22 protein-coding genes are annotated in these 20,949 nt (G+C 64.6%); 15 read left to right on the top strand and 7 right to left on the bottom strand.

The window, feature by feature from the left end:
• The first annotated feature begins 78 nt into the window (after nucleotides 1-78).
• The 9 genes from lepB to VK804_RS26865 all read left to right on the top strand — a co-directional run bounded on the left by lepB (nucleotide 79) and on the right by VK804_RS26865 (nucleotide 9,994).
• Nucleotides 79-840, top strand: coding sequence for a signal peptidase I (gene lepB, locus VK804_RS26905; RefSeq protein WP_325375887.1), 762 nt, complete (start codon nucleotides 79-81; stop codon nucleotides 838-840).
• Nucleotides 837-1,652 (top strand): ribonuclease III, encoded by an 816-nt coding sequence (rnc, locus tag VK804_RS26900; RefSeq protein ID WP_325375885.1) that lies wholly within the window; start codon nucleotides 837-839, stop codon nucleotides 1,650-1,652. The genes lepB and rnc overlap by 4 nt, the downstream gene beginning before the upstream one ends.
• Nucleotides 1,642-2,574 (top strand): GTPase Era, encoded by a 933-nt coding sequence (gene era, locus VK804_RS26895; protein WP_325375883.1) that lies wholly within the window; start codon nucleotides 1,642-1,644, stop codon nucleotides 2,572-2,574. Before rnc ends, era begins: the two co-directional genes overlap by 11 nt.
• Nucleotides 2,575-2,608: 34 nt before the next feature.
• Entirely contained in the window at nucleotides 2,609-2,989 is a 381-nt protein-coding gene (locus VK804_RS26890) for a hypothetical protein (RefSeq protein ID WP_325375881.1), read from the top strand.
• 163 nt (nucleotides 2,990-3,152) lie between these two features.
• Nucleotides 3,153-3,908, top strand: coding sequence for a DNA repair protein RecO (gene recO, locus VK804_RS26885; protein WP_325375879.1), 756 nt, complete (start codon nucleotides 3,153-3,155; stop codon nucleotides 3,906-3,908).
• A 114-nt stretch (nucleotides 3,909-4,022) separates the two neighbouring features.
• Nucleotides 4,023-6,275, top strand: coding sequence for a DNA topoisomerase IV subunit A (gene parC / locus VK804_RS26880; protein WP_325375877.1), 2,253 nt, complete (start codon nucleotides 4,023-4,025; stop codon nucleotides 6,273-6,275).
• A gap of 71 nt (nucleotides 6,276-6,346) precedes the next feature.
• Nucleotides 6,347-8,371, top strand: coding sequence for a PQQ-binding-like beta-propeller repeat protein (locus VK804_RS26875; protein WP_325375875.1), 2,025 nt, complete (start codon nucleotides 6,347-6,349; stop codon nucleotides 8,369-8,371).
• A gap of 10 nt (nucleotides 8,372-8,381) precedes the next feature.
• Nucleotides 8,382-8,831 carry a hypothetical protein gene (locus VK804_RS26870; protein ID WP_325375873.1) on the top strand — a complete coding sequence of 150 codons (450 nt, stop codon included), beginning with the start codon at nucleotides 8,382-8,384 and terminating at the stop codon, nucleotides 8,829-8,831.
• Between the two features lie 311 nt (nucleotides 8,832-9,142).
• A complete protein-coding gene (locus VK804_RS26865) occupies nucleotides 9,143-9,994 on the top strand; it encodes an alpha/beta hydrolase (protein ID WP_325375872.1) in 852 nt (283 codons plus the stop codon).
• A gap of 37 nt (nucleotides 9,995-10,031) precedes the next feature.
• Here VK804_RS26865 and VK804_RS26860 read toward each other — a convergent pair whose 3' ends face one another.
• From VK804_RS26860 to VK804_RS26845, 4 genes are all read right to left on the bottom strand, one after another.
• The gene (locus tag VK804_RS26860; protein ID WP_325375871.1) at nucleotides 10,032-10,373 is read right to left on the bottom strand and encodes a hypothetical protein; all 342 of its coding nucleotides are present in this window, start codon (nucleotides 10,371-10,373) and stop codon (nucleotides 10,032-10,034) included.
• A gap of 162 nt (nucleotides 10,374-10,535) precedes the next feature.
• Nucleotides 10,536-10,937, bottom strand: coding sequence for a RidA family protein (locus VK804_RS26855; RefSeq protein ID WP_325375869.1), 402 nt, complete (start codon nucleotides 10,935-10,937; stop codon nucleotides 10,536-10,538).
• A 5-nt stretch (nucleotides 10,938-10,942) separates the two neighbouring features.
• Nucleotides 10,943-11,200: a hypothetical protein gene (locus tag VK804_RS26850; RefSeq protein ID WP_325375868.1), complete on the bottom strand. Its 258-nt coding sequence runs from the start codon at nucleotides 11,198-11,200 to the stop codon at nucleotides 10,943-10,945.
• A complete protein-coding gene (locus VK804_RS26845) occupies nucleotides 11,197-12,354 on the bottom strand; it encodes an MFS transporter (protein ID WP_325375866.1) in 1,158 nt (385 codons plus the stop codon). The genes VK804_RS26850 and VK804_RS26845 overlap by 4 nt, the downstream gene beginning before the upstream one ends.
• A gap of 70 nt (nucleotides 12,355-12,424) precedes the next feature.
• Between VK804_RS26845 and VK804_RS26840 the strand changes: the two genes are divergently transcribed.
• The 5 genes from VK804_RS26840 to VK804_RS26820 are packed head-to-tail and all read left to right on the top strand — an operon-like array spanning nucleotide 12,425 to nucleotide 15,655.
• Nucleotides 12,425-12,778 (top strand): metalloregulator ArsR/SmtB family transcription factor, encoded by a 354-nt coding sequence (locus VK804_RS26840; protein WP_325375865.1) that lies wholly within the window; start codon nucleotides 12,425-12,427, stop codon nucleotides 12,776-12,778.
• 13 nt (nucleotides 12,779-12,791) lie between these two features.
• Nucleotides 12,792-13,253 carry an ArsI/CadI family heavy metal resistance metalloenzyme gene (locus VK804_RS26835; RefSeq protein WP_325375864.1) on the top strand — a complete coding sequence of 154 codons (462 nt, stop codon included), beginning with the start codon at nucleotides 12,792-12,794 and terminating at the stop codon, nucleotides 13,251-13,253.
• Nucleotides 13,253-13,951, top strand: coding sequence for an MIP/aquaporin family protein (locus VK804_RS26830; RefSeq protein WP_325375862.1), 699 nt, complete (start codon nucleotides 13,253-13,255; stop codon nucleotides 13,949-13,951). Before VK804_RS26835 ends, VK804_RS26830 begins: the two co-directional genes overlap by 1 nt.
• Nucleotides 13,948-14,388, top strand: a complete 441-nt coding sequence (gene arsC, locus VK804_RS26825) for an arsenate reductase (glutaredoxin) (protein WP_325375860.1) — start codon at nucleotides 13,948-13,950, stop codon at nucleotides 14,386-14,388. Before VK804_RS26830 ends, arsC begins: the two co-directional genes overlap by 4 nt.
• 7 nt (nucleotides 14,389-14,395) lie before the next feature.
• Nucleotides 14,396-15,655 carry an adenylate/guanylate cyclase domain-containing protein gene (locus tag VK804_RS26820; protein WP_325375858.1) on the top strand — a complete coding sequence of 420 codons (1,260 nt, stop codon included), beginning with the start codon at nucleotides 14,396-14,398 and terminating at the stop codon, nucleotides 15,653-15,655.
• Here VK804_RS26820 and VK804_RS26815 read toward each other — a convergent pair.
• Entirely contained in the window at nucleotides 15,652-16,869 is a 1,218-nt protein-coding gene (locus VK804_RS26815) for a multidrug effflux MFS transporter (protein ID WP_325375856.1), read from the bottom strand. The two genes, VK804_RS26820 and VK804_RS26815, sit on opposite strands and share 4 nt — an antisense overlap.
• A 188-nt stretch (nucleotides 16,870-17,057) precedes the next feature.
• Nucleotides 17,058-18,302: an MFS transporter gene (locus VK804_RS26810; RefSeq protein ID WP_325375854.1), complete on the bottom strand. Its 1,245-nt coding sequence runs from the start codon at nucleotides 18,300-18,302 to the stop codon at nucleotides 17,058-17,060.
• 137 nt (nucleotides 18,303-18,439) lie between these two features.
• Between VK804_RS26810 and VK804_RS26805 the strand changes: the two genes are divergently transcribed.
• The gene (locus VK804_RS26805; protein WP_325375852.1) at nucleotides 18,440-19,831 is read left to right on the top strand and encodes an Nramp family divalent metal transporter; all 1,392 of its coding nucleotides are present in this window, start codon (nucleotides 18,440-18,442) and stop codon (nucleotides 19,829-19,831) included.
• Between the two features lie 86 nt (nucleotides 19,832-19,917).
• Here the strand turns inward: VK804_RS26805 and VK804_RS26800 are convergent, their stop codons facing one another.
• Nucleotides 19,918-20,694, bottom strand: coding sequence for an arginyltransferase (locus tag VK804_RS26800; RefSeq protein ID WP_325375850.1), 777 nt, complete (start codon nucleotides 20,692-20,694; stop codon nucleotides 19,918-19,920).
• Nucleotides 20,695-20,949: the final 255 nt, after the last annotated feature.

The raw sequence follows: 20,949 nt of genomic DNA, 5'->3' as shown, positions 1-20,949 counted from the left end.
CGCGAAACGGGGGGCGGTTCGCGTCATGAGAATATTCTGTCACCGCGCGGGGTCGGCTTGCGGGGAATTGGGAAAGCGATGAGCGTGACATCCGGGACAAAAACTGAAAGCGGCTGGGGCGAGACCATCCGCGTGGTCATCCACGCCGTATTGATTGCGCTGGTGATCCGCACCTTCCTGTTCCAGCCCTTCAACATCCCCTCCGGCTCGATGAAGGCGACGCTTCTGGTCGGCGACTACCTGTTCGTCTCGAAATATTCCTACGGCTACAGCCATTTTTCGATCCCGCTGTCGCCGCCCCTGTTTTCGGGACGCATCTTCGGCTCCGAGCCGGCGCGCGGCGATATCGTCGTGTTCCGCCAGCCCAAGGATGATTCCGTCGACTTCATCAAGCGCGTGATCGGCCTGCCCGGCGATCGCATCCAGATGAAGGATGGGCTGCTCTACATCAACGACAAGCCGGTGCAGCGCGAGCGCGTCAGCGATTTCATCGGCGAGAATCCCTGCGGCCCGCCCGAGGAGATCGCGCGCGTCAAACGCTGGAAGGAGACACTGCCGAACGGCGTCAGCTATGAGACGCTCGATTGCCAGGACAACGGCTTTTACGACAACACCATCGAATACCAGGTGCCCCCGGGGCATTTCTTCATGATGGGCGACAACAGGGACAACTCGAGCGATAGCCGGGTGGAGTCGGTGGTGGGGTACGTGCCGTTCGAGAACATCGTCGGCCGGGCGCAGATGATTTTCTTCTCGATTGCCGAGGGCGAGCACTTCTGGATGTTCTGGCGCTGGCCCGTCTCGGTGCGCTGGAATCGCATATTCAAAATCGTGCGATGAACGACGAAACACCTGATCTCAAGACGACCTCGCCGCCGGGTGAAGCAAGCCCTCCGCCTGACGCCGGCCTCGAAGCCGTGCCGAAAAAAAAGCGCAAGAAGGTCAGCGCCAAGGCCGCCGCCGCGGCGATCGAGGCGCGGATCGGGCATAAATTCGCCGATCCCGCGCTGCTGATCACCGCCTTCACCCATGTCTCGGCGCTGAAATCCGCAGCCAAGCGCGCCGACAGCTACCAGCGCCTCGAATTTCTCGGCGATCACGTGCTCGGGCTCGTCGTCTCCGACATGCTGTATCGCGCCTTCCCCAATGCCGACGAGGGCGAGTTGTCGAAACGGCTCGCCGATCTCGTGCGCAAGGAGAGCTGCGCGGACGTCGCCAAGTCGCTCGGGCTGTTCGATGACATCAAGCTCGGCCAGGTCGGCGCCATCGCCAGCGCGCGGCTGCGCAAGTCCGTGCTCGGCGATATCTGCGAGGCGGTGATCGGCGCGGTATTTCTCGACGGCGGCTACGCCGCGGCGGCGACCTTCGTCGAGCGCAACTGGACCGAGCGGATGCGCAAGCCGCGGCGGCCGCTGCGCGATCCCAAGACGGTCTTGCAGGAATGGGCCCAGAGCAAGCGGCTGCCGACGCCGGTCTATCGCGAGATCGAGCGCACCGGGCCGCATCACGATCCGCAGTTCCGCGTCGCGGTCGATTTGCCGGGGCTGGAATCGGCCGAAGGCGTCGGCGGCAGCAAGCGCGCGGCCGAGAAGGTCGCGGCCTCCGTGATGATCGCGCGCGAAGGCGTCAGCGGCGGCGGCAATGACGGATAGTCCTTTGGGCGACGCCGCACCGCCGCCCGCGACGCGCTGCGGTTTCGTCGCGCTGATCGGCGCGCCGAATGTCGGAAAATCCACGCTGGTCAACGCGCTGGTCGGCTCCAAGGTCACGATCGTCTCGCGCAAGGTGCAGACGACGCGGGCGCTGATCCGCGGCATCGTGATCGAAGACAACGCCCAGATCATCCTGGTCGATACCCCCGGAATCTTCCTGCCCAAGCGAAGGCTGGACCGCGCCATGGTCTCGACCGCCTGGAGCGGGGCGCATGACGCCGACCTCGTCTGCGTGCTGATCGACGCCAAGGCCGGGATCGATGAGGAAGCCGAGGCGATCCTCGGAAAGCTCGCCACCGTGCGGCACGAGAAAATCCTGGTGCTGAACAAGATCGATCTGGTGCCGCGGGAAAAACTGCTGGCGCTGGCCAAGGCCGCCAACGACCGGCTGGGTTTTGCCGGCACCTTCATGGTCTCGGCGTTGTCGGGCGACGGCGTCGACGATCTCCGGCGTACGCTGGCCGCGATGGTGCCGCCGGGGCCATTTCACTATCCCGAGGACCAGATGTCGGATGCGCCGATGCGGCATCTGGCGGCCGAGATCACGCGGGAAAGGATCTTTCGCCAGCTGCACCAGGAACTGCCCTATCAATCCACCGTCGAAACCGACTCGTGGACCGAACGCAAGGACAAGTCCGTCCGTATCGAGCAGACGATTTTCGTCGAGCGCGAAAGCCAGCGCAAGATCGTGCTCGGCAAGGGCGGCGCCGCCATCAAGGCGATCGGTGCGGAATCGCGCAAGGAGATCGCCGAAATCCTGGGCGTTCCCGTGCACCTGTTCCTGTTCGTGAAAGTGCGCGAAAACTGGGGCGACGATCCCGACCGCTACCGCGAGATGGGACTGGAATTCCCCAGGGAATGATGTTTCGACAATAAAAGAAACGACCGGCATTGTGATGAACGTACCCAAAAATGTGGTGAGGTTTGAGGCGCTATTGTATCTGTCGCTGACGCTGGATGCGCTGTCGGCTGCGTTCCAGGACCGCACGCCAACCGACGAGGTGAGCGAACAGACCATCATGTTTGCCACCGCGACCGGTGGCTGCATGATTCTGCTGTTGGTGTTTTTCGTCTGGCTCGCCGCGCAACGGCGCAAGAACTGGGCGCGCTGGGTGCTGGTCGCGGTACTGGTGCTGTCCACGGTCAGGCTGGGGCAGGACATCGGCGACAACGGCCTTGCGCTTGACAGCGTCGTCGAGATCGTCTCCTGCGCGCTGACGGTGGCGGGGCTGTATTTTTCCTTCACCGGCGACGCCAGGGGCTGGTTCAACGGGTAGCAGGCGGCTGCGTAGGGTGTGCAAAGGCGCGCTTGCGCCGTGCCCACCATCCCGATGCAACGACACCGTTTGTTGATCGTTGGTGGGCACGCGGAGCCTGTCATCGGGCGCGCATTCGCGCGACCCGGTGGCTTTGCCCACCCTACGTGATAGATTCCCTCCCATGGAATGGACCGACGAAGGCATCGTGCTGGGGGTCAGGCGGCATGGCGAATCCTCCGCCATCGTCGAGCTTCTGACCCGCGGCCATGGCCGCCATCTCGGGCTGGTGCGCGGCGGGGCCGGCTCGCGGATGCGGCCGCTGCTACAGCCCGGCAACGGCGTGCGCGCCGTGTGGCGGGCGCGGCTCGACGAGCACCTCGGCTATTTTGTCATCGAGGGCACCCGCTTGCGCGCGGCGACCGTGCTGGCGTCGTCGCACGCGACCTATGGCGTGACGCACCTGGCCTCGCTGGCGCGGCTGTTGCCCGAGCGTGATCCGCACGAAGACATCTACGAAATGCTGGAACGCACGCTGGACGATTTCGACGATATCGGCGAAGCCGCCGCCCATCTGATCAAATTCGAGCTCGCGATGCTCGCCGAACTCGGCTTCGGGCTCGACCTGGAAAATTGCGCCGCGACCGGGGCTACGTCGGACCTGATCTACGTCTCGCCGAAATCCGGCGGCGCGGTGTCGCGGGCGGCCGGCGAGCCCTATCGCGAGCGGCTGCTGCGGCTGCCGCCATTCCTGCGCGAGGGCGAGGGCGGCGCGAACGGCTGGTCCGATCAGGACCTGCAGGACGGTTTTCAGCTGACGGGCCTGTTCCTGCTGCGCCACGTCCTGGAACCGCGCGGGCAGGGGCATTCGGATGCCCGCGATGGGTTTATCAATGCCGTGACGAAGCACTGTGCCAAGGCGACGGCGGTGCTGCCCTAGCGAGGACGCGGCGCAGCGCCTCGCCAAAAAATCGCGAAAACAACCCCACGCAAAGTAGGGTAGGATTACGATTCATTTCTTGCCCGATTCACCGTCAGCGGATAACTCCTCCCCATGGGAAAAACACTGATTCCGCCGGAGCCGGCCGAAATCCACGAGGTCGGACTGCGTGACGCGCTCGAAGAGCGCTATCTCGCTTACGCGCTGTCGACCATCATGCATCGCGCGCTGCCGGACGCGCGCGACGGGCTCAAACCGGTGCATCGGCGCATCCTCTACGGCATGCGGCTGTTGCGGCTCGACCCCGGCACGCCGTTCAAGAAATCGGCCAAAATCGTCGGCGACGTGATGGGCTCGTTCCATCCGCATGGCGACCAGGCGATCTATGATGCCATGGTGCGGCTGGCGCAGGATTTTTCCTCGCGCTATCCGCTGGTCGACGGCCAGGGCAATTTCGGCAACATCGACGGCGATAATCCGGCCGCCTACCGCTACACCGAAGCGCGCATGACCGACGTCGCGCGGCTGCTGCTGGAGGGCATCGACGAGGACGGCGTCGAATTCCGCCCCAATTACGACGGCCAGTCGAAAGAGCCGGTGGTGTTGCCCGGCGGCTTCCCGAACCTGCTCGCCAACGGCGCGCAGGGGATCGCGGTCGGCATGGCGACCTCGATCCCGCCGCACAACGCGGCCGAGCTTTGCGACGCGGCGCTGCATTTGATCGACAAGCCCGAGGCGAAGTCGAAGACGCTCTTGAGGTGGGTCAAGGGCCCGGATTTTCCGACCGGCGGCATCATCGTCGATTCCAAGGAGAGCATCGCCGAAGCCTACATGACCGGGCGCGGCTCGTTCCGCACCCGCGCCAGGTGGAAGCAGGAAGAGGGCGCGCGCGGCACCTGGGTGATCGTCATCACCGAAATCCCCTGGCTGGTGCAGAAGTCGCGGCTGGTGGAAAAAATCGCCGAACTGCTCAACGACAAGAAACTGCCGCTGGTCGGCGACGTCAGGGATGAATCGGCGGAAGACATTCGCCTCGTGATCGAGCCGAAGTCGCGCGCGGTCGATCCGGAACTGCTGATGGAATCGCTGTTCCGGCTGACCGAGCTGGAGAGCCGGATTCCGCTAAATCTCAACGTGCTGGTGAAGGGACGCATCCCCAAGGTGCTGGGGCTTGCCGAATGCTTGCGTGAGTGGCTCGACCATTTGCGCGACGTGCTGGTGCGCCGCACCAACCATCGGAAAGAGCAGATCGAGCATCGCCTGGAAGTGCTCGGCGGCTACCTGATCGCCTACCTCAACATCGACAAGGTGATAAAAATCATCCGCACCGAGGATGAGCCGAAGCCGGCGCTGATCAAGGCGTTCAAGCTGACGGAGATCCAGGCCGAATCCATCCTCAACATGCGGCTGCGCAATTTGCGCAAGCTCGAGGAATTCGAAATCCGCACCGAGGAAAAGAATCTTCGCGCCGAATTGAAGGGCGTCAAGTCGCTGCTCGGCTCCGAGGCCGAGCAATGGTCCAAGGTCGGCGAACAGGTGCGGAAGGTTCGCGACACGTTCGGGCCGAAGACGCCGCTCGGCAAGCGCCGCACCCAGTTTGCCGATGCGCCGGAGCACGATCTCGCCGCGATCGAGGAAGCCTTCGTCGAGCGCGAGCCGGTGACGATCGTGGTGTCCGACAAGGGCTGGGTGCGGACGCTGAAGGGGCATGTCGAGGATCTCACCTCGCTCACCTTCAAGACCGACGACAGTCCCGGTTTTGCGTTCTTCGCCGAGACCACCTCAAAACTGCTGCTGTTCGCCACCAACGGCAAATTCTATTCGCTCGATGTCGCAAAACTGCCGGGCGGACGCGGCCATGGTGAGCCGATCCGGATGTTCATCGACATGGAGCAGGATGCCGCCATCGTCTCGATGTTCGTCAACAAGGGCGGCCGCAAATTCCTGATCGCCAGTGGCGAAGGCCAGGGTTTTGTCGTCAATGAGGACGATTGCGTCGGCAACACCCGCAAGGGCAAGCAGGTGCTCAATGTCGAGATGCCGAACGAGGCCCGCGCGATCGCAACCGTTAGCGGCGACCAGGTCGCCGTGATCGGCACCAACCACAAGATGGTGATCTTCCCGATCGACCAGGTGCCGGAAATGGCGCGCGGCCGCGGCGTGCGCCTGCAGAAATACACCAGCGCTGGCCTCTCCGACGTCGCGACGTTCGATTCCAAGACGGGTCTTAGCTGGAAGGATTCGGCCGGGCGCGACCAGGGCTTGAGCTGGAAGGAATTGTCCGACTGGCGCGGCAACCGCGCCGATGCCGGCCGTCTTGCGCATGGCCTGCCGAAGTCGAACAAGTTCGGGCGGGGCGTGGAGTAGTTCCTGGTCGTCCCGGCGTTCGCCGGGACGACGAAAAAGTATCCCCTTTGACTGTGATCGGCAATTCGCCGATGCTGCTTCCAAAATCGGGGGAGGTGGCGTTGCGCGGATTGGGTCCAGCCTACGTTCTTTCGCTTGTCGTCGCGGGTGTGCTTGCCGCGCCCGCCGCGCTTCACGCCCAAGCCATTCCCGGCGCGCTGCCTGAATCAGCCAGAGCGCTCGCGCAGGGCGAATGGCCCGCTTATGCCGGGACCTATGCGGCTTCGCGCTATTCGCCGTTGACGCAGATCGACGGTACCAACGCCAAAGACCTGCATATCGCCTGGCGCTGGAAATCGCCTGATATGGCGACCAGGCAGGCCAATCCGGGTATCGGCCCGAGCTACCTCAACGAATCGACGCCCTTGATGGTCGGCGGAGTGCTCTACACCTCGAGCTCGCTGTCGCAGGTCGCCGCCATCGATGCCGTCAGCGGCGCGACCAAATGGGTATTCGATCCCAAGGTCTACGAGAACTTGCTCGGCATTCCCGCCAACAACGGGTGGCTGCATCGTGGCGTGGCTTATTGGCGCAATGGCGACGACGAACGCATCGTGATGCTCACAGCGTTTGCGCAGATGATCATGCTGGATGCCAAAACCGGAACGCCGGTGCCGACGTTCGGCAGGGATGGCCGGGTCGATCTCGCTGAAGGTCTGCGTCGGCGCGTCGACCGCGACTATTACACCATGACGTCGCCGCCGGTGATCGTACGCGGCGTGATCGTGGTTGGCTCCTCGGTGATGGACTTTTGGGGGCACCGGCCGTCGCCGCCGGGGGACGTGCGTGGCTTCGATGTCGCGACCGGGCGTCTGCTCTGGACGTTTCACACGGTGGCGCAGGGTGAGGAGCCCGGCGCCGAAACCTGGGAGAAGGATTCCTGGAAGGAGACCGGCAACACCAATGTCTGGGCGCCGATCAGCGCCGACGAGCAGCTCGGCTATATCTATCTGCCGGTCTCAACGCCCACCAACGACTATTATGGCGGCGACCGTCCGGGCAACGGCCTCTACGGCGAGAGTCTGGTCTGCCTCGATGTCACCACCGGCAAGAAGGTCTGGCACTATCAGCTGGTGCATCACGGTCTCTGGGATTACGACCCACCGGCCGCGCCGAACCTGATCGACATCACGGTCAAGGGAAAGCTAGTCAAGGCGGTTTCCCAAACCACCAAGCAGGCCTTTGTCTACGTGTTCGATCGCATCACCGGCGAGCCGGTGTGGCCGATCGAGGAACAGCCGGTGCCGGCCTCCACGGTGCCCGGCGAGCGGGCGTCGAAGACGCAGCCGTTCCCGACCAAACCGGCTCCGTTCGACATTCAGGGCGCGCGTGACGAGAACCTGATCGATCTGACGCCTGAGATCCACAAGGAAGCGATCGACATCGCCGCCACCTATGATCGCGGCGACCTGTACACGCCGCCCTCGCAGCGCGGTACGATCGTGGTGCCGGGCGTCGGCGGCGGCGGCAGCTGGAACGGTGCCGCGGTCGATCCGGAGACCGGCACGCTCTACGTCGGCACCAGCCGCGTGCCGTTCGTCGTCACGATCCACCCGCCGCGGGCGTGGGAGGGCTCCTACGATTTCATTGGCGAAGTCAAATATCTGGCCGGCCCGCGCGGCTTGCCGCTGCTCAAGCCTCCGTTCGGCAGCATGGTTGCGATCGATATGAACTCGGGCGAGCATCGCTGGCGCATACCCGTCGGCAACAGCGAAGCGATGGCCTCGATCCGGAATCTCGGTATTCGGGAGCGGTTGGGGCTGCAAGGCCGCAGTTGGGCGCTGGTGACGAAAACCGTCCTGATCGTGGTGCAGATGGGATATTTCAGTTTGCCGCGCTTCGTGCCCGAATGGGGGCGTCCGATCTTCGATCTCCACAACCGCGATCCGCATTTGTGGGTCTACGACAAGACCAGCGGCGAAATGCTGGCGGAAATCGCGCTGCCGGCGAATGCCACCGGCGCGCCCATCACCTATCTGGCCGGCGGCAAGCAATATATCGCTTTCCCCGTCGGCGGCGGTCCGCTGCCGGAGGAACTGATCGCGGTTTCGCTGTGATGGGACTTCCATGCACAGCTTCGCGGCCGCTGGCGCCGGTTTCCTGCTCGCCGTGTTGTGGTTCGACCTGATGTTTGACGTTCAGACACGCAGGCACGCTGGCAGCGCGCTGCCGAGGGAAGTGCTGGCGTCGATTTCGGCGTATTATCGCCGCGTCACCACCGAAGCGTATCCGATGAACCGTCTGGTCGTATTGGTGATGCTGCTGACAATGGCCGCCATCATCGCCGAGATCGTGCAGGGCGGAAATCCGTGGTGGATCGGCTGGGGCTCGCTGCTGCTCGCCGGCAGCGGTTTCGTGCCGACCATGATGCGCACCATCCCCAACGCCCGCCGGCTGGGCGGCGGGGAAGATTCGCCGGAGGAGCAATCGCGGCTCGCGCGCGCTGTTGGCCGCGACCACATGCTAAGCTTCGCGCGGATGGCCGCCGTCCTATGCCTGCAGTTGATCGCCCGGTAAGGCTTGCCGCAGCAGGTCCGCGATAATCGCGGGTTATCTCGGCACTGACGAGGCCATCGCGGTGATGGAGAGCGGAATGTGACCGCGGGTTATATGTTCTCGTCATGCCCGGGCTTGTCCCGGGCATCCACGTCTTTCTTTCTAACGGTGAGCAAAGACGTGGATGGCCGGGACAAGCCCGGCCATGACGGCTGTAAGGTCAGGCCCATCACCTCAACGTCAGAGCCGCGATTTGCGGCTTGCCGTGCCGTGTGTCTGGATGAGGCGGCCTCGATGAAGTAGCGTTCCGGCCAAGCGAGGAGGGCGCCGTCATGCATCGGTCGGTCCTGTTGGGCGTCATGGTGGGGCTGTTGGTCATGGGCAATGCCGCGGCACGAGGGGAAATCATCGCCTACGATGACGTGCGCATCGACGTCATCGCCGAGGGCGGCGGGCCGCTGATCGTCCTGCTGCCGGGGCGCGGCCGTGACTCCGAGGATTTCGACGAGGTCGCAGCTAGGTTGGCCAAAGCCGGCTTTCGCGTGCTGCGGCCGCAGCCGCGCGGCGCCGGCCAAAGCAAGGGACCGATGCAGGGTCTGACGCTGCACGATTTCGCGCGCGACTGCGCCGAAGTCATCCGTCACGAGGGCGGTGGTCCCGCGGTCATGGTCGGACATGCCTTCGGCAGCTGGGTCGCGCGCATGACGGCGGCCGATTATCCGCAACTGGTGCGAGGCGTGGTGATTGCGGCTGCCGCCGCAAAAGCCTATCCGGCCGGCTTTCCCGGCGCCAAGGAATTGTCCGAAGCCGTCCGAAAGTCCGGCGACCCCACGCTGTCGGATGCCGAGCGGCTGACCTACCTGCGCGCCAATTTTTTCGCACCTGGCAGCGATGCCAGCGTCTGGCTGAAAGGCTCCTATCCCGAAGTCGATGAGGCGCAGTTCGCGGCCGGCCGTGCGACGAAACAATCGGAGTGGTGGGGCGGCGGCAAGGCGCCGCTGCTCGACCTGCAGGGCGCGCTCGACCCCTTCAAGCCGCGCGCGATGGCCAACGAATTCACAGATGAATTCGGCGAACGGGCTACCATCGTCGTCATCCCGAATGCCAGCCACGCGCTGATACCGGAGCAACCGACTGCCGTGGTCGATGCGATCGTGGCGTGGATTGGCCGACTTCCGCGGTAGAACTAGACTAGGCGGTGCCGCACGTATGCGCCACCGATCAAGCGAATTGCAACAGTGAACGCCGGGCCGGGGCAACGCAACTGGCAACGAAGTCCCGAATATGCTCCGGGATAGCCGTGCCTTCGATATCGCAACGGGTCTGGATTTCGTCCGCAATATCCCTGGAGACGTCCTGCGACCAGTGCTCAAGCGTGTTGTAGGCGATAACGCGGGCCGGTTCGTTAAACTGCCCCGACATCAGCTCGGCAATAATCGTTTCAACGTCTGAGCGTTCGATCTCGGTTTCGTCGTGGACGTTTCCGAATCGACCCTTGCGATCGACAACGAGATAAAGGGTCTGATCGGCGCCATAGGGCACCATCCAGCGGGTTTTCGGCATAACAATCTCCGACGCTATGGACTCGAATAGCCAGGGGCGGCATTTGTTCCTGTTGCCGGAGCCAACTTTAGTCTCGGGATTGTTTTTCAGTTGAACGTGGACCTCAATGTCCCGCTATTCGACGGAATACGATCAGCGTGATCGTCTGCGCGGGGGGCAGTGTCACGCCGCCGCGATGGCCTCGATTTCGATCATGAAATCCGGACCGTACAGTTTCGAGACTTCGACCAGCGTCACCGCGGGCGCGGCCGGCGGCGTCACCGAGGCAAAGAAGCGGTTTCGCGCTTGCCGGTAGAGCGCAAGGTTGCCCATGTCGGTGAGGAATACCGTCAGCTTCACAAGATCGGCCGCGGTGCAGCCGCTCGCCCGCAGCGCGATGGCGAGATTGGAAAACACCTGCGTTGCCTGGGCGGCGAAATCGGATTTGCCGACCACATGACCGTCGGCATCGAGCGCGGTCTGGCCGGCGATGAAGACGATGCGGCTGGCGGCGACCTCGACGATCTGGGAATAGCCGGGCGGGGTGCCGAGTTCGGGCGGATTGATGCGGGTGATCGCGGGCATGACCATCAGTTTCGCGGTGCGGAGATCGGCGGCGGGCCGAGGCCCATCGGTTTCTTCGGCCTCAGCGTCCCGATATAGAACGAAGATCCCGCCACCAGGAAAAAACAGACGAAATAGACGATATAGGCCTGCGGCGGAGTGATGGCCCACTTGACGAGGCGTCTGAATGCTGATGCCGGGCCGGTCTCGGTTTCCATGCGGCGGTTTTGCGCGAAACCGGGCCGGATGGAAAGGGCAAATCGCTTTGGCGTGCCAGCGCTCACTTTGCCGCCGGCTCCCGCCGCAGCAGGGACAGCGCAAGCAGCGCCGCAAGGCTGAGCGCGGAGGATACGATCAGGACGCGGCTTCCCATGGCCTCGATCAGGAGGCCGAACGCCAGCGGTGCGGCGGCCTGCGCCATCCGCGCCGGTGCGCCGATGATGCCGAGGCGATAGCCATAATTTTGCGGGCCGAAGATCGCCAGCGGCAGGGTGCCGCGCGCGATGGTGAGGATGCCGTTGCCGGCGCCGTGAAAGATCGCAAACACGCTTGCGGCGCCGCCGCCCGCGAGCGCCAGGATCGCGGCGCCGATCGGATGGGTCAGACAGGCGAGCCGGGTCGAGACCAGCGGGTGATAGCGCGACAGGAAGCTTGCTTCGACAATGCGGGCCGCGACCTGCGCCGGCCCGATCAGCGCGCCCGCCGTCACCGCCTGCAGCGAGGTCGCGCCGGCCGCCTCGAGAATGCGGGGCAGATGCGCCGCCATCGCGCCGGTGACCGTCCAGGCCGCGGCGAAGGCGAACGCCAGCAGCACCATGGTCCGATCGATCGGGATATCCGGTTTTATCGACGCTGCGACCGCCGCTTTTGCGCCTTTCACGGCGGGCAGTATGAAAAGATTGATCGGCAGGCCGATCAGGATATGCGCGAGCGCCCAGGCAAAACAGGTGTCGCGCCAACCGATGGTCTCCAGTCCCCACGCGGTCAGCGGCCATCCCACGGTCGAGGCAAAGCCCGCCAGCAGCGTAATGCCGGTGATCGATCCGCGCGCGGCATCGCCATAGATGCGCCCGAGCGCGGCGAAGGCGGCATCGTAAAGGCCACATCCCATGCCGACGCCGAGCAGGAGCCAGGCTGTGATCAGGACCGGGATCGATCCGCTGACGCCGAGCAATGCCAGTCCCGCCGCCAGCGTCAGATTGGAGATCGACAGCACCGAGCGGCCGCCGACCAGATCGATCTGCCGGCCGACGCGCGGCCCGAGCAGGGCCGAAATCACCAGCGCACCCGAGAAGGCGGCAAAGATCCAGTTCGAGGAAACGCCGAGGTCGCGCGCGATCGGATCGGCCAGGATCGCCGGCAGATAATAGCTGGAGGCCCACGCCAGCGTCTGCGTGGTGCCGAGCGCGGCGATCAGGCGAAACTCGCGTCCGGTCATGGCTTACGATTCATTTTGACGAAATCGATTGAGGTTGACAGCATCCAGATATTTCGATAATTCCAGATATATGGAACAAGAGCAAGCGATTCTCGCCCTCGCGGCGCTCGCCCAGGCCACCCGTCTGAGCGTCTTCCGGCTGTTGGTGAAGCACGAGCCTGACGGGCTCGCGGCGGGCGATATTGCCGCCGCACTGGCGGTCCCGCCAAATACCATGTCGGCCCATCTGGCGATTCTCGCGCGGGCGGGCCTGGTAACGAGCGAACGGAGAAGCCGTTCGATCATCTACCGGGCCGGCCTTGCGACATTTCGAGATCTGACGTCATTCATGGTGGAGGATTGTTGCGGCGGCCGCGCGGAACTGTGCGCGCCGATTGCCGGATGCAAGCCCGCGCGCGGCAGGCGCGCAAAGCTCACGGCCTGAGGGGTAAGATGTCATGAAGCGCCTTCACGTTCACATGGCGGTAGAGAATCTCCCGCGATCGATCGACTTCTATTCGGCACTGTTCGCCGCGCAGCCCGCCGTGGTCAAGACCGATTACGCCAAGTGGATGCTCGACGATCCCCGGGTGAATTTCGCGATCTCGACGCGGGGCCGGCAACCCGGTCTCGATCACCTCGGCATCCAGGTCGAGAACGCCGACGAGCTGCAGGAGGTTTACGCGCGGCTCAACAAGGCTGGCGGCAATATCGTCGAGCAAGGCCAAACCAGCTGCTGCTATGCGAAATCGGAAAAATCCTGGATCGACGATCCCGCTGGCGTCGCCTGGGAAACCTTTCTCACCACGGGCGAGAGCACCATCTACGGCGACGGCACCGGCGAACGCGGTCCGCGCGTGGCGCATGAAAAGCAAGGCGCCTGCTGCATTCCACAAGCCGCGCCGATCGCAACCGCCTGATGCCCGGCTTCGATCTGTCGCGCCGGCTGGCGGCGGAAGCGCTGGGCACCGCGCTGCTGGTGGCGACCGTGGTCGGCTCCGGCATCATGGCCGAAAGCCTCACCTGCGACATGGCGCTGGCGCTGCTCGGCAACACGCTGCCGACGGGTGCGATCCTGGTCGTGCTCATCACGATTCTCGGACCCGTTTCGGGGGCGCATTTCAATCCCGCCGTCAGCCTTGTCTTTGCGCTCAAGCGCCAGATAGCGCCGCGCGAGGCACTCTTTTACGTCGCGGCGCAGATCGTCGGCGGCATCGCCGGAACCGTGATCGCGCATGCGATGTTCGCGCTGCCGTTGCTCGATGCCTCGCTGAAGGTACGAACCGGCGGCGCGCAATGGTTGGCGGAAGGCGTCGCCGCCTTCGGGTTGATTGCGACCATCCTGGCCGGCATCCGCTTCGAGCGCGCCTCCGTGCCATGGCTGGTCGGTCTCTACATCACGGCAGCCTATTGGTTCACCTCGTCGACCTCGTTCGCAAACCCGGCCGTGGCGATCGCGCGTTCGCTGACCAATACGTTTTCCGGGATTCGTCCCGTCGACCTTCCCGGTTTCATCGCCGCGGAACTCTGCGGCGCGGTCGCAGCCCTGCTGCTGATGAACTGGCTGTTGCGCGCCACAGGGGAGGGCGCGCCGATGGCCAAGGAGGCCCAACTGTGACGGTCACGATCTACCACAATCCCGCCTGCGGCACCTCCCGCAACACGCTCGCCATCATCCGGCAGAGCGGCGAGGAGCCGGAGGTTATCGAATATCTCAAAAACCCGCCGAGCCGGGCGCGGCTGATCGAATTGATCCAGGCGATGAAAATCCCGGTTCGCGCGCTGCTGCGCGAAAAGGGCACGCCGTATGCGGAACTCGGGCTCGCCGATCCCAAATGGAGCGACGACGAACTGCTCGATTTCATGCTGGCGCATCCGATCCTGATCAACCGGCCGATCGTGGTGACGCCAAAGGGCACAAGACTCTGCCGGCCGTCGGAAGCTGTGCTCGACCTGCTCGACCATCCCGTGGCTTCCTTTGTCAAGGAAGACGGCGAACCCGTCACGCGCGGGAAATCATGGCTCCCTTTCGTCGCGCCGGATTGCCCGGCATAATGGCGGGATGGATCTCAAGCCCCGACTACAGCTGATGAACTGGCTGGTGAGCCAGGGCCTGACCGGCTTGCCGGAGCATGATCTGCTCCGCGGTTTCTGCGAGCGCTGCCGGGCGCAAGGGCTCGATCTGTCGCGCGGGACGGTCTTCATCGATACGCTGCACCCGATTTTCGAGGGCCGTGGATTTCTCTGGAACGACACCGAAACCGACGAGCGCGACTATTTCGAGTACGGGTCGAGCGCCGAGGGCGAGTTGGCGGAAGACTGGCGCCGTTCCGTCTTCCATCACATGCTTGAGCACGGCGACGGCGAACTCCAGATCGATCTCGCCGACGATGCCTCGCTGCGGTTTTCCAGGCTCCCCGCGCTGGCCGTACGAGGTCACCGCCAATCCGTGGCCTTCATCCACCACTTCGGCGAAGCCGGAACCATGGGCCAGATGGACTGCGTCTATTCCTACTGGCTGACCCGGCGGCCGGACGGCTTTGGCGAGCCGGGGTTGGCGGCGCTGCGCGACCTGGTGCCGGTACTGGGGCTCGCGATCAAGTCCGGCGCCCAGGTCGATATCGCGCGCACGCTCGGCCGGGTCTATCTCGGCCGCGACGCCTCCGAACAGGTGTTGCGCGGAAAAATCTCGCGCGGCGTCACCGAGCGGATCAGCGCGGTGCTGTGGTTTTCGGACCTGCGTGGCTCGACCGCGATCTCCGAAAGCATCGCGCCCGATGAGATCATTCCGTTCCTCAACGATTATGCACAGGCCTCCATCGACGCCATCCACGAGATGGGCGGCGACGTTTTGAAACTGATCGGCGACGGCGTGCTGGCGGTGTTCACCGGCGCCGACATGGCCTTGGCAAAACGCCGTGCGTTGCGGGCCGAACATCGCTTCAGGCTGAACATCGCAGAGCTCAACGCCCGCCGCATCGCCGATAACAGGCCGACCACGTCGGCCTATGTCGGCCTGCACATCGGCGAGGTGTTTTACGGCAATATCGGAGCTGAGGACCGGCTCGATTTCACGGTGGTCGGGCCGGCGGTCAACGAGGTCAGCCGCATCGCCTCGATGTGCCGTTCGGTCGATCGCGAATTGCTGGCGTCATCGGATTTTCGCAACGGGCTCGATCCGGCGGGACAGCGCTATCTCGTCTCCACCGGCCGCTTCGCGCTGCGCGGCATCGGCCACGCCCAGGATCTCTACACGCTCGATCCTGGCGTCGGCGCCGATGAGGCCCTGGCCGGAAGATATGAGCGCTATCTGGCGGGTTAGGTGGCCGGCTTCGCCCGCCTTGTATAGAGCCCGACCGCGATCAGCGAGGCGACCGTCAACACGATGCCGAGCGCGAACATCGCCTCGTGCGACACGGTTGCCGCCAGATAAACCCCGATCGCCGCGCCCATCATCTGCCAGAAGCCGATCAGCGCCGATGCCGCGCCTGCTTTTTCGCCGAACGGCGAGAGCGCCTGCGCCGTGCCGAGCGGATTGACGATGCCCATGCCGAACACAAATACCGACAGCGCGCCCAGGAACGGCAGGAAGGCGGGGTCGAAGACCGACACCAGCAGCATCGCGACGCTGCCGGTCAAGGCCAGCAGCAGGCCGAATTGGACGGCGCGATCGAGCCCGAAGCGCGGCGCCAGCCGCGTCGCCAGCATGCCCGCGCCGAATACGAACATCACCGTGCCGGCAAAAAACCAGCCGAGCGCGATCGGCGTGAAGTGCAGCGCTTCGATCAATATCCGCGGTGCCGCCGAAAACATCGAGAACAGTCCGCCCATGATCAGGCTGACGGTTGCGGCCGGAACCAGGAAGCGGCGATCGGTGACGAGCCCGAAATAGTTTTTGGCGATCGCCAGCGGATCGAGCGGGGTCCGCGTCGCGTGATGGGTTTCGCCGAACACGAGGTCATAGGCCACGGCGGCGATCGCCGCGAACACCGCGAGGAAAACGAATTCCGAACGCCAGCCAAAACCGCGATCGAGCGCGCCGCCGAGTAGCGGCGAGAAGCCGGGTGCGGCTGCCATCGCGATCATGATCAGCGCCATCGCGCGCGCCAGTGCGGCTCCGGTGAAGAGATCGCGGGCGATGGCGCGCGACAGCACCGAGGTCGCGCAGGCGCCGGCGCCCTGGATGACGCGGCCGATCAACAGGCCCGGCAGGTCGTCGGCGAGGCCGCACCAGATGCTGCCGGCAAGGAACACGACAAATCCGGCCAGCACCGGCCAGCGCCGGCCGTAGCGGTCGGAGATCGGTCCGACCACGAGCTGGCCGATCGCGAACACCGCGAGGAAAACCGTGATCGCCGAGGTCACGGCCGCGGTCGATACCTTCAGCGAAGCCGCCATCTCCGGCAGCGAAGGCAACAGGATATTGGTGGCCAACGTGCCGGTCGCCGCCAGCGACGCGAGGACGGCTATCTGCATCGCGCTGGAAGAGGCGGCGCGCGGCGGTGCGGCTATCGTGGATACGGTCTGGTCGGTCATGGCAGCTCCCGGTCTTATTACATGACTGATATCATATAAAGTTACCGAAGGAAGACCCAATATCGCATCGTCATGCCCGGACTTGATCCGGGCATCCATCTTCTTCACAAGAGTCTTGCGAAGGTGATGGGTGCCCGGGTCAAGCCCGGCAATGACAGGCGGGGTTGGTTGATCGGTTTCGAGTCAGCTTACGCCTTCGCGCCCTCGCCGATCATGTCCGGCTGCCGCGCCAGCGAGACCGCGGGCGAGGCCAGGATCACCAGCGCCTGCGCGCCGAAGATCGCGACCGCCAGATAGAGACACGCTTCCGCGCCATAGAAGCCGCCGACGAGGGCGCCGAGCGCGGAGCCTATCGGGCGCGCGCCATAGCTCATGATGTTGATGGCGGACACCCGCCCCAACAGCTGCGGCGGCGTCACCGATTGCCGCAAGGTGGTGGTGGAGATCACCCACAGGATCGGGCCGGCGCCGAGCAGGAAGAAGCTCAGGCCTGCGAGCAGGGGTGTCGGGATCACCGTCGTCAACGCCATCACGGCCGCCGCGGCAAACCCCGTCACCGGCCCGAGCCCGATCACGACGCCGAACGGCAGGCGCTTCATCACCCACGTTGCCGAGAGCGCACCAGCCACCATGCCGAGGCCGTACATCGACAGCACTGTGCCGACGCCGGTTGCCGACAGGCCGAGCCGGCGCACCGCATAGGGTACGAACACGGCCAGCAGCAGGAAGGAGGCGGTATTGAAGATGAACTGGGTGATGAACACCGGCCGCAGCAGCGGATGATGCAACACGAACACCGCGCCTTCCCTGATGTCCTGCAGCGGATGGCGCCGCGGCGCGGGTGCGCGGACGGGTTCGTAAATTCCCGACAGCAGCAGCACGGCGAGGATGGAAAGAGCGGCGGCGAACCCGAATGCCGGCGCCGCCCCGGCCCATCCCACCAATACGCCGCCGAGCGCCGGCCCACTGGCGAATGCGATGGTGCGCGCCAGTTCGATCCGGGCATTGGCCGCCGGCAGCAGTTGCGGCAGAACCAGCGACGGCACCAGCGCCGGCGCCGCCACGCTATAGACCACCGTGCCGCATACCGCGACAAAACCCGCCAGCGCGAGCAGCGGCAGTGTCAGCAGGTTGAGCCCGATCAGTGTGAGGATGGCGACGAGCGCGATCGCGCGCAGGGCTTCCGCGCCCGCCATCAGCTGCCGCCGCGACATGCGGTCGGCGAGGAATCCTGCGGGAATCGCAAACAGGATGAACGGCAGCGTCAGCGCGGTCTGCAGCAGGCCGGTCTGGCCCTCGCCGACGCCAAGCAGCAGAACGGCCACGATCGGCGCTGCGGCCAGCGCAATCTGTTCGGCCGACTGCGCCGCGAGGTTCGACCAGGCGAGGCGGTTGAAGGTGGGGGGCAAATGGATGTTGTCGGTGGCGGACATGGCAGGATTCCTTGGATTTATCGGTTGGACGCCATTGTCTGGGGAGCGGCCCAGCCAAGCCACCCGCTAACCGACATGGTCCTAGATGCAGTTGCAAATGAGTTGCAATAAAAACAATTATCCCCCATCTTATGAGGATGGATGCTCGATCTCCCGGTTTGGACCCTGATTCCCTGCCAAAGGTCGCCCCAAGCCCTCCGCAGGCCGGATCAGGCTGGCGGGGCGAGCGGGGCACGCCATCGCTTGCCGACATGTTCGCCACCGTCCGGACCGCCCAAGGAGGGTCGTTCTGGCGCAAGCTGCTGGCGTTCCTCGGCCCCGGCTACCTCGTCGCCGTCGGCTATATGGATCCCGGCAACTGGGCGACCTCGCTCGCCGGCGGTTCCAAATTCGGCTACTCGCTGCTGTTCGTGGCGCTACTGTCGAACCTGATGGCGATCGTGCTGCAGTCGCTGTGCACGCGGCTCGGCGTCGGCGCCGGGCGCGACCTCGCGCAGGCCTGCCGCGATTCCTATCCGCGCTGGGTGTCGTGGCCGCTGTGGCTGTCGGCGGAAATCGCCATCACCGCCACCGACCTCGCCGAAGTGATCGGCACCGCGATCGGCCTCAATTTGCTGTTTCACATTCCGCTCGAAATCGGCGTCATCATCACGGCCGCCGACGTGTTTCTGATTCTGGCGCTGCAGGCGTTCGGCTTTCGCTGGATCGAAGCCTTTGTCGTCACCATGCTCGGCGTCATCGCAGCGTGCTTTGCGGTGCAGATCGCCATGGCCGATCCGAATTGGGGCGCCGTCATCAAGGGGTTTGTGCCGACCACCGAACTGTTGGCCAATCCCGGGATGCTGTATCTGGCGCTCGGCATTCTGGGCGCAACCGTGATGCCGCATAATCTCTATCTGCATTCCGGGCTGGTACAGACCCGTGGCTATGGCGACAGCATCGAGGAAAAGCGCGAGGCGATCACGCTCGCCAACATCGATTCCGCGATCGCGCTGTGGCTGGCGCTGATCATCAACGCCTCGATCCTGATTCTCGCAGCGGCGACCTATCATCGCGCGGGCAAGTTTGACGTCGCCGAACTCGACCAGGCGCATGCGTTCCTGGCGCCCTTGCTCGGCTCGACCTTGGCGCCGACGCTGTTTGCGATCGCGCTATTGTGCTGCGGCTTGAACTCGACCATCACCGCGACCCTTTCGGGCCAGATCGTGATGGAGGGTTTTTTGAATCTCCGCATCGCGCCGTGGCTGCGGCGGCTGGTGACGCGGATGATCGCGATCGTGCCGGCGGTGGTCGTCACGCTATGGGCCGGCGGGAAGGCCACGGGTCAGCTGTTGATCCTGAGCCAGGTCGTGCTCAGCCTGCAACTGCCCTTCGCGGTGGTGCCGCTGGTGATGTTCACCGCAAGCCGCAGCAAGATGGGCCCCTTCATCGCGCCGCGCTGGCTGACGCTGCTGGCCGGGCTGACGGCGGCGGTGATCATCGCGCTGAACGCGAAGCTGGTGTGGGATTATGTGATGGGCAACTCGTAGCCCGGATGGAGCGAAGCGCAATCCGGGAATCTTGCCAGCGGATTCCGGATTTCGCTTCGCTCCATCCGGGCTACATGAGCTAACCTTCAATCCTGCGGCTCGCTCGCAGCGTCGCCCGGGGCTTCCACGCGCAGCCAGCCTGATGGCGCCAGCCGCTGTTGCGGCAGGAAGCGGCCCTTGTAGTCCATCTTCTTGGAGCCCTCGATCCAGTAGCCGAGATAGACGTAAGGCAGCCCCTGGCGCCTGGCGCGGGCGATGTGGTCGAGGATCATGAAGGTGCCGAGCGAGCGGGTTTCCTCCGACGGCTCGAAGAACGAATAGACCATCGACAGCCCGTCGGAGAGCACATCGGTCAGGGCAACTGCGAGAAGGTCCTCACTGCGGCCGGCGACGCCGCCGCCTTCGGCGCGGCGGCGGTATTCGATGATGCGGGTCTCGACATGGCTGTCCTCCACCATCATCGCGTAATCCAGCACGGTCATGTCGGCCATCCCGCCATGGCGGTGGCGCTGGTCGAGATAGGCGCGAAAGACCGAATATTGCTCGGAGGTCGGCACCGCGCTGCGCTGCTCGCCCACCACGTCGGAATTGCGGGCGAGAATCTTGCGCAAATTGCGTGAGGGCCGGAATTCGTTGGCGACGACCCGGACGGAAACGCAGGCCCGGCACTGGTCGCAGGCCGGCCGGTAGGCGATCGACTGGCTGCGCCGGAAGCCGCCATGGGTCAGCAAATCGTTGAGATCGCCCGCCTTGTCGCCGACCAGATGCGTGAACACCTTGCGCTCGTGGCGGCCCGGCAGATACGGGCAGGGCGAGGGCGCCGTCAGATAGAATTGCGGGGTGTCACGCGAATGCTGGGTCACGTTGGATCGTCAGGCTCCGGGGCGGCGTCAAACAGCATCGCGCCGCTGGTACGAATGGTCAATCGGTTTGCCCGGCAAGGCTACTCTACGCAAAGGCTACTCTACGCTGAGACAACTCTACGCAAGGCTACGCTACGCTGAGAACACGACCTTACGCCGAAAGGCCTGCCGTCCGGTTAAAGTACCGGCCCGGCGGCCTTCCAGGGTCAGAAATTCCGCGCCGGCTGCGGCACCGGCATCCGCACCGAGCTGTTG

Origin of the sequence: Bradyrhizobium sp., assembly GCF_035484855.1 — a bacterium.
Taxonomy (GTDB): Bacteria; Pseudomonadota; Alphaproteobacteria; order Rhizobiales; family Xanthobacteraceae; genus Bradyrhizobium.
This window is presented reverse-complemented; position numbering and strand designations above follow the sequence as displayed.